The sequence below is a fragment of the Pseudomonas sp. NPDC085632 genome, assembly GCF_044541255.1.
Lineage (GTDB): Bacteria > Pseudomonadota > Gammaproteobacteria > Pseudomonadales > Pseudomonadaceae > Aquipseudomonas.
The window spans coordinates 1-8,017 of sequence record NZ_JBITSX010000024.1; the positions used below are offsets into that span (position 1 = coordinate 1).

7 protein-coding genes and 2 tRNA genes are annotated in these 8,017 nt (G+C 58.5%); 7 read left to right on the forward strand and 2 right to left on the reverse strand.

The annotated features are described in order from the left end of the window. A partial coding sequence (locus tag ACIF4X_RS16415; protein WP_397483007.1) for a cold-shock protein occupies window positions 1–133 on the forward strand: 133 nt, incomplete at its 5' end. 118 nt (window positions 134–251) lie between these two features. Here ACIF4X_RS16415 and ACIF4X_RS16420 read toward each other — a convergent pair. After that, window positions 252–1,259 carry a DUF481 domain-containing protein gene (locus ACIF4X_RS16420; RefSeq protein WP_397482940.1) on the reverse strand — a complete coding sequence of 336 codons (1,008 nt, stop codon included), beginning with the start codon at window positions 1,257–1,259 and terminating at the stop codon, window positions 252–254. 165 nt (window positions 1,260–1,424) lie between these two features. Here ACIF4X_RS16420 and ACIF4X_RS16425 point away from each other — a divergent pair, with 165 nt between their 5' ends. From ACIF4X_RS16425 to ACIF4X_RS16440, 4 genes are all read left to right on the forward strand, one after another. Next, window positions 1,425–1,778: an MGMT family protein gene (locus tag ACIF4X_RS16425; RefSeq protein WP_397482941.1), complete on the forward strand. Its 354-nt coding sequence runs from the start codon at window positions 1,425–1,427 to the stop codon at window positions 1,776–1,778. A 43-nt stretch (window positions 1,779–1,821) separates the two neighbouring features. Further along, entirely contained in the window at window positions 1,822–3,381 is a 1,560-nt protein-coding gene (locus ACIF4X_RS16430; protein ID WP_016985280.1) for an AmpG family muropeptide MFS transporter, read from the forward strand. Window positions 3,382–3,510: 129 nt separating this feature from the next. Next, window positions 3,511–5,226, forward strand: coding sequence for a proline--tRNA ligase (locus ACIF4X_RS16435; RefSeq protein ID WP_397482942.1), 1,716 nt, complete (start codon window positions 3,511–3,513; stop codon window positions 5,224–5,226). Between the two features lie 17 nt (window positions 5,227–5,243). Further along, entirely contained in the window at window positions 5,244–6,197 is a 954-nt protein-coding gene (locus ACIF4X_RS16440) for a hypothetical protein (RefSeq protein WP_397482943.1), read from the forward strand. Between the two features lie 92 nt (window positions 6,198–6,289). Here ACIF4X_RS16440 and dinB read toward each other — a convergent pair whose 3' ends face one another. Next, window positions 6,290–7,351, reverse strand: coding sequence for a DNA polymerase IV (gene dinB / locus ACIF4X_RS16445; RefSeq protein WP_397482944.1), 1,062 nt, complete (start codon window positions 7,349–7,351; stop codon window positions 6,290–6,292). A gap of 280 nt (window positions 7,352–7,631) precedes the next feature. Here dinB and ACIF4X_RS16450 point away from each other — a divergent pair. Both ACIF4X_RS16450 and ACIF4X_RS16455 read left to right on the forward strand, forming a co-directional pair. Further along, a tRNA-Met gene (locus tag ACIF4X_RS16450) sits at window positions 7,632–7,708 on the forward strand. 222 nt (window positions 7,709–7,930) lie between these two features. Beyond that, window positions 7,931–8,007 (forward strand) — tRNA-Met (locus ACIF4X_RS16455). The last annotated feature ends 10 nt before the right edge of the window (window positions 8,008–8,017 follow it).

Here is an 8,017-nt window from a genome sequence, read left to right on the forward strand (position 1 = left end):
TGACGACCTGTTCGTTCACTTCAAAGCTATCCAATCCGACGGCTTCAAAAGCCTGAAAGAAGGCCAACAGGTTTCTTTCATCGCTACCCGCGGTCAGAAAGGCATGCAAGCTGAAGAAGTACAAGTTATCTAACTTGTAGCTTCTTTAGAAAAGAGCCCCGCCCTTAAAAGCGGGGCTTTTTTGTGGGCGCCTGTTTTGTACAGGCAAAAAAAATCGCAGCCTGCGAGGGCTGCGATTTTTCATGGACGCCTTACCAGGCCACACCAAACCCCGCGGTGTAACGGGTCTTGTTCAGATCGGCATCATTGGTGCCGCTGATGATGTCGCGCTCGGCCTTGAGGTTGAGCGAGGCCCAGTCGGTGACCTTGTAACGCAAGCCCAACTCAGCATCCAGCGCGTAATCGGCAACACCGGACAGCGGCTTGCCCACTTCACCGTTAGTGAAGAACTCGACTTTCTTGCCGATCAGGTAACGGTTGTAATCCCACTTCATCGCGACGGAATAGAAGTTGTCCTTGCTGCCATCGCGATACTCGTAATCGGTGCGGTTAAGCAGCGAGCCCAGCGAGAAAGCACCCAACTCGTCATCCCAGAACTGATAGCCGGGACCGGTACCGACCACGCGCTGGCGGGCCAGCTCTTCGATGTGATCGCGCTTGTAGTTCAGACGGCCCTGCCAGAACCATTTATCGGTCAGGAAGCGGTCGAGTGCGTACTCGGCGCGCCAGTTGTCGGTAGTGGTCTCGTCGTCCTGCACTTCGCGGTTGTATTCACCTTCGGCGGTATGACGCCAGCGCCCATGACGTGCAGTGGTCTTGAAGCCGACATCGTAGTCGTCGGTGTCTTTCTCGGCGCGTTGATAATCCAGCGCCAGGTCGACATTGCCCTTCCAGACCAGATCCTCGACCACCGGTTTCGGTTTGAGAATCTGCTGAATGCTCGCCAGCTCGACGGTTTTCGGCGCCTCACCATTGGCCAGAGTGACCTTGCCGTCTTCGGCGGCCGTCAGCGACTTGGACACTTCACCGGTATAAGCATCCTGCTTGACCAGCAGGTGCTGATCGCTGTCCAACGTCTTGACCTCTTTCCAGTCGATGGTGACCGCACCGGCATATTTGGTCTGAATCAATAGCTTGCCGCCATCGAACACGGTGATGGTGCCGCTCAACTTGTCACCGTTCTTCAACCAGACGGTGTCGGCAAGCAGGGGCGTGGACGCACTGAAAACAGCAAGGCACAGCAAGGATCTGGACAACATAAGCGAATCGAAGGCTCAAGTTTGCGAAAAAAGATCGGCATTATCCGTAGGAATAAGACCCTGACAAGGACTGACCGGACTATTTCCGATGAGTTCATTTCTCAATTGCGCGATCACCGATTACTCTGAAAGCCATCAAACTGTTCTTGCTCAGGAACCGCGTACGTGAAAGACCCGCTCGACAGCGTTGAAAACGCTGCGCAAATCCGACGCACGGCGCTCTACTCGACGCTCGCCCAAGTGCCCGAAGGCAAAGTCGTCAGCTATGGTCAGTTAGCTGAACTGGCCGGGTTGGGGCGCGCCGCCCGCTGGGTCGGCCGCACCCTGAGTCAGTTGCCCGGCGATACCAAACTGCCCTGGCACCGCGTGCTGGGCGCCGGCGGTCGGATCAGCCTGCCGGTGGGCAGCCCGTCGGGCGATGAACAACGGGCCCGATTGCGCCTGGAAGGCATCACCGTCCTGAACAATCGTGTGGATATTCAGCGCCATGGCTGGCGTCCGGTAGAGCACAGCGGTTAGAGTGCGCGCTTTGTTTTCGCAATCTTGAGGCAGACTTCAGCCCATGCCCCGTAAAACCTGGCGCGCCGCGCTAGCCGCTTATGCCAGTCCTTCGACGCTCGTGCTGTTGTTGCTGGGTTTCGCCGCCGGCCTGCCGTACATGCTGGTGTTTTCAACGCTTTCCGTCTGGCTACGTGAAGCGGGCGTAGCCCGTGAAACGATTGGCTACGCCAGCCTGATCGGCCTCGCCTATGCGTTCAAATGGGTCTGGTCACCGCTGCTCGACCAATGGCGCCTGCCACTGCTGGGCAAGCTTGGCCGACGCCGTTCGTGGCTGGTGCTGTCGCAGGCACTGGTGATTCTCGGCCTGATCGGCATGGGCTTCTGCGACCCACAAAAACACTTGTCCTGGCTGATCGCGATAGCCGTGGTCGTCGCCTTCGCCTCCGCCACTCAAGACATTGCGGTAGACGCCTATCGCCTGGAGATCGCCGAAGACAACCGTCAGGCCGCCCTCGCCGCCAGTTACATGTCGGGTTATCGCGTGGCCGCGCTGCTGGCGACTGCCGGTGCGTTGTTCTTTGCTGAGGGCTTCGGCTCCACGGGCTTCAATTATCAGCACTCAGCCTGGGCCGGCACCTACGCACTGTTCGGCGCACTGATGATTCCCGCGCTGCTGACCACGCTGTTCATGCGCGAGCCGCCAGTACCGCTACGCACGCAGTTGCAGGCCGGCCGCTACACCTTCATGCATCAATTAATGTCGGTGTTTGTGCTGATCGTTCTACTGGTCTCCGTACCGGCGATGTTCACCCAGCTCTACAACACCGATTTCGCCAGCGTGCTGTTCGGCGGCATGAGCCCACTCGATCTGCTGCTCGAAGACCGCGCCTTCCTGCGCGCCATTCTCTATACGCTGCTCACCGGTCTGTGCCTGTCGACCATGGGGCGTCGCGGCCTCGCGCCGGTGCTGACGCCGGTCAACGACTTCATCCTGCGCTACCGCTGGCAGGCGTTTCTGTTGCTGGGTCTGATCGCCACCTATCGGATGTCGGACACGGTAATGGGCGTCATGGCCAACGTGTTCTATATCGATCAGGGTTTCACCAAGGATCAGATTGCCAGTGTCAGCAAGATCTTTGGCCTGATCATGACGCTGGTTGGCGCCGGCATGGGCGGTCTGTTGATCGTGCGCTTCGGTATTCTGCCGATTCTGTTCATCGGCGGCGCGGCCTCGGCCGCCACCAACCTGCTGTTCGTCATGCTTGCCGACATGGGCCCGAACCTGCAGATGCTGGTGGTGACCATTTCCCTCGACAACTTCAGCTCGGGCCTGGCGACGTCGGCGTTCGTAGCCTATCTGTCGAGCCTGACCAACCTGAAGTTCTCCGCCACGCAATACGCCCTGCTCAGCTCAATCATGTTGCTGCTGCCGCGCCTGATGGGCGGGTATTCCGGGGTCCTGGTCGAGAAGTTCGGCTATCACAGTTTCTTCCTGATCACCGCCCTGCTCGGTGTGCCGACGCTGGTGTTGATCGCCCTGCACTGGTTTCAGGAGAGCCGCCGCGAAGGCCCGACGCCAACGCCCGAGCCTGTGCCGACGCCGGCCACAGAAGAATCGTAAGACGTTTCGGCAACGGCGGGAGGAATCCCGCCGTCGTGCCTCTCCACTGACCTCACGCCTGTACGTCGGCAAAACTCGCCGGTACACTGCGGAGTCATTTCCAGTCATAGCAACCGACAACGGCCAACCATGCGCACCAGTCAATTTTTGCTCGCCACACAGAAAGAAACGCCTTCCGACGCGGTCGTGATCAGCCACCAGCTGATGCTGCGCGCCGGCATGATCCGCAAGCTCGCCTCCGGCCTGTACACCTGGCTGCCCATGGGCCTGCGGGTTATGCGCAAGGTTGAAGCCATCGTTCGCGAAGAGATGAACGCTGCCGGCTCTCTGGAAGTGTTGATGCCGAGCACCCAACCGGCCGAGCTGTGGCAGGAATCGGGGCGCTGGGAAGAATACGGCCCTGAGCTGCTGCGCATCAAAGACCGCCACGGTCGCGACTTCTGCGCGGGCCCGACCCACGAAGAAGTGATCACCGATCTGATGCGCAACGAGTTGAGCAGCTACAAACAGCTGCCAATCAACCTGTACCAGATCCAGACCAAATTCCGTGACGAAATCCGTCCACGCTTCGGTTTGATGCGCGGCCGCGAATTCATCATGAAGGACTCGTACTCCTTCCACGCCGATCAGGCATCGCTGCAGATCACCTACGACCGCATGCATGAAGCCTACTGCAACATCTTCACGCGTCTGGGTCTGAAATTCCGCCCGGTTGAAGCGGATAACGGCTCGATCGGTGGCGCTGGTTCCCACGAATTCCACGTGCTGGCCGAGTCTGGCGAAGACGACATCGTCTTCAGCAACGGTTCCGATTACGCGGCGAACATCGAAAAAGCCGAAGCGGTACCACGCGAAACTTCGCGTGCCGCTGCGACCGAAGCGCTGCGTCTGGTCGATACGCCAGACACCAAAACCATCGCGGCGCTGGTGGAAAAATTCAATCTGCCGATTGAGAAGACCATCAAGACCCTGATCGTGCGCGCCGAAGAAGAAGGCAAGCTGATCGCGCTGGTCATCCGTGGCGACCACGAACTCAACGAAATCAAGGCTGCCCAGCAACCGGGCGTTGCCAGCCCGCTGGTCATGGCCACCGATGCCGAACTGCGTGACGCCATTGGCGCCGGCGCCGGTTCGCTCGGCCCGCTGAACCTGCCGCTGCCAATCATCATCGACCGTTCGGTCGAGCTGATGAGCGACTTCGGTATCGGCGCGAACATCGACGACAAGCACTACTTCGGCGTGAACTGGGAACGTGATCTGCCAGTTCCAACCGTGGCCGACCTGCGTAATGTAGTCGCCGGTGACCCAAGCCCGGACGGCAAAGGCACGCTGGAAATCAAGCGCGGCATCGAAGTCGGGCACATCTTCCAGCTGGGCAACAAGTACAGCAAGGCGATGAAGTGCGAAGTGCTGGGCGAGAACGGCAAACCGGTAACCCTGGAAATGGGTTGCTACGGCATCGGCGTATCCCGCGTGGTAGCTGCGGCCATCGAGCAGAACAACGACGCCAACGGCATCATCTGGAGCGACACTCTGGCACCATTCCAGATCGCTTTGGTACCACTGCGTTACGAAACCGAGCAGGTGCGCGAAGCCACCGACAAGCTGTACGCCGAACTGACGGCCGCCGGCTTCGAAGTGTTGCTGGACGACCGTGACAAGAAAACCAGCCCGGGCATCAAGTTCGCGGACATGGAGCTGATCGGCATTCCTCACCGGATCGTGGTCAGTGACCGTGGTCTTGCCGAAGGCAACCTGGAATACAAGAGCCGTACCGAGCCGGAAGCGCAAGCGCTGCCGGTCGCCGATGTGGTGTCCTTCCTTCAGGCCCGTATCCGCCGCTGATTCCAGATAGAGACCTCATGTTCAAGCGAAACACCTTGGGCCTCGGAGGCACCGCCCTGTGCGGTGCCCTGCTGGTCAGCGGCTGTGCCAACCACATGTCACAACGCAGCGAGCACGAAGAGCGGGTCGAGCGAAAGCTGCTCGACCACAGCCTGCAGATCGATGTCGGTGAGCCCAAGGAACTTGAGCTGCCGCAGCGACGCGTGAAAATCAACGAGCAGAAGACCTTCGAAGTCACCGAGTTCGAAGTCACCCGTCGTTACGATCGCTACACGCCTTACCAGCCTTGGCGGGAGGTCTACGAGATCCCGCTGGGCGTGGTGGCCGTCGTCGGCGGCGTGGGCGCGAACGTGGTCAACGTTTTCGCCCTCGGCAACCTGCCGGACAGCGTGACCAAGGACTGGCTGAGCTACGGTTTTGCCGGGCTCAATCCGTTCATGAACGTGCAGTCCAATGGTCGCGCGCAGCAGAACCTGGCGGGTATCGATGAAGTCCAGCGCGACAAGCGCACGGAGTATTCGAGCCTGCCGTGGAGCGAACGCCCGGTGCAGGTCAAGGCCGGCAAGCAGACCTTCGACATGACCACCGATCGCAACGGCGTGCTGCGTCTGAACCTGCTCGACAGTCCGTTTGCCGAAAATGACCTCAATCATGTCGGCAAGCTGCAGATCAGCGTCGAAGACAGCAAGGATGACGTGCACTCGGACTCATCTCTGATGATCAGCAGTCATCTGCGTGGCAAGTTGCTGGAAGCGCACGGGTTGATTTACGACGACCTTGAAGACGACGAAGTGAGCCAGTGGGTACACCGGGTCAAACGTCTGTCGGAACTGGGTCTGGAAGAAGAAGCCAGCGAACTGGAACAAAGCCTGATCGAACTGACGCGCAACGATCCAGAGTTGCAGACTGAGTTTCTCAAGTCTTTGACCAAGGATGCCGGGCGCTTGGTGGCTGATCCGGGACCGAATTAAGGCCTATTAAAAGATCGCAGCCTGCGGCAGCTCCTACATTGGGACGCGTTTCCCTGGAGCTGCCGCAGGCTGCGATCTTTTGCTTTTAAGATCTACCGTTCAAACAACTCCATCTGCTCAAACCCGCCGCGCAAATCCTCCAGCCTCACCCCAACCCCCAACAACCGCACCGGTTTCCCGCCGCGATTGAACGCCTGCGTCAGCATCAACTGATAACTGCCCAGATCCCGCCCTGCCCCGGCCTGCTCCAGTGTCGTCTGGGTAAAATCATGAAACTTCACTTTAACGAACGGCTTGCCCGGTCGATAACTGCTGTCGATCCGTGCCATGCGGGTTTTCAGGGTTTCCAGCAGCTCCGGCAGCCTATCCAGGCAACTGCGCAGATCCGGCAGATCAACGTCGTAGGTGTTTTCCACACTGATTGACTGACGCCGACTGTCGTTGTGCACCAAGCGATCATCGATCCCACGGGCCAGGCTCCACAAACGCTCGCCGAAGCTACCGAATTCTCGCACCAGCGCCAACTTGTCCCACTCGCGCAGTTGCAAGCAGTCGACGATGCCGTGCTTAGCGAGTTTGTCGGCGGTGACTTTGCCGACGCCGTGCAACTTGTTCACCGGCAAGCCGCTGACAAAGTCTTCGACCTGATCTGGCGTTATCACGAACAAGCCATTGGGCTTTTTCCAGTCGCTGGCGATTTTGGCCAGAAACTTGTTTGGTGCCACACCCGCAGACACGGTGATGTGCAATTGATTGGAGACTCGCCGACGGATGTCTTGGGCAATCCGCGTGGCACTGCCGCCGAAATGCGCGCTGTCCGAGACATCCAGATAGGCTTCATCCAGCGACAGCGGTTCGATCAGGTCGGTGTAATCACTGAAGATCGTATGTATTTCTTTCGACGCTTCGCGATAGGCGTCCATGCGCGGCTTGACGATGGTCAGGTCCGGACACAACTTCAGTGCATGCCCAGACGCCATTGCCGATCGCACGCCATAGGCACGCGCCTCATAGTTGCAGGTGGCGATCACCCCGCGCCGGTCTGCCGAACCACCCACCGCCAACGGTTTGCCGGCCAGGCGCGGGTCATCGCGCATTTCAATGGCGGCGTAGAAACAGTCGCAGTCGATGTGGATGATTTTTCGCTGAGTCATGTCAGAAAAGGAAACGTGGCGAGCCGGACCAGCAGTATCTCACTGGCACCTGTATATAGCACCAGTGGTATGAAGGTTCTTTCCAGGCGGTAGGAAATGTCCTTTGAATTTATTTTCTCAATCGACCAGCGGCCTCCAATAGAGCTGAAAGCCTTGCTCCACCTGCCCTGCAGCGTGAAAAACACCCGAGAAAAAACGCTAACCGATTGAACCTCAACAGATTTTATCCAGATTACGGGTTGACACCCCGGCGTTCCTCTGTAGAATGCCGACACACAGACGCGGGATGGAGCAGTCTGGTAGCTCGTCGGGCTCATAACCCGAAGGTCGTCGGTTCAAATCCGGCTCCCGCAACCAAACATCAAAAAAGGCTACTCGAAAGAGTGGCCTTTTTTGTGCGCGTCTGTTTTGTGGGTTTCTTCCTCATATGGAGAAGTTATCGCCAAACAGGAATTCGTTGCATTTCCGAAACTTAACGCTCGACCTGCGACCGTTTGACGCGATTGCACACTTATTTGACCCTTTACGGGATTAGCGGTTGACACCCCGTCGTTCGTCTGTAGAATGCCGCCACACAGACGCGGGATGGAGCAGTCTGGTAGCTCGTCGGGCTCATAACCCGAAGGTCGTCGGTTCAAATCCGGCTCCCGCAACCAAACATCAAAA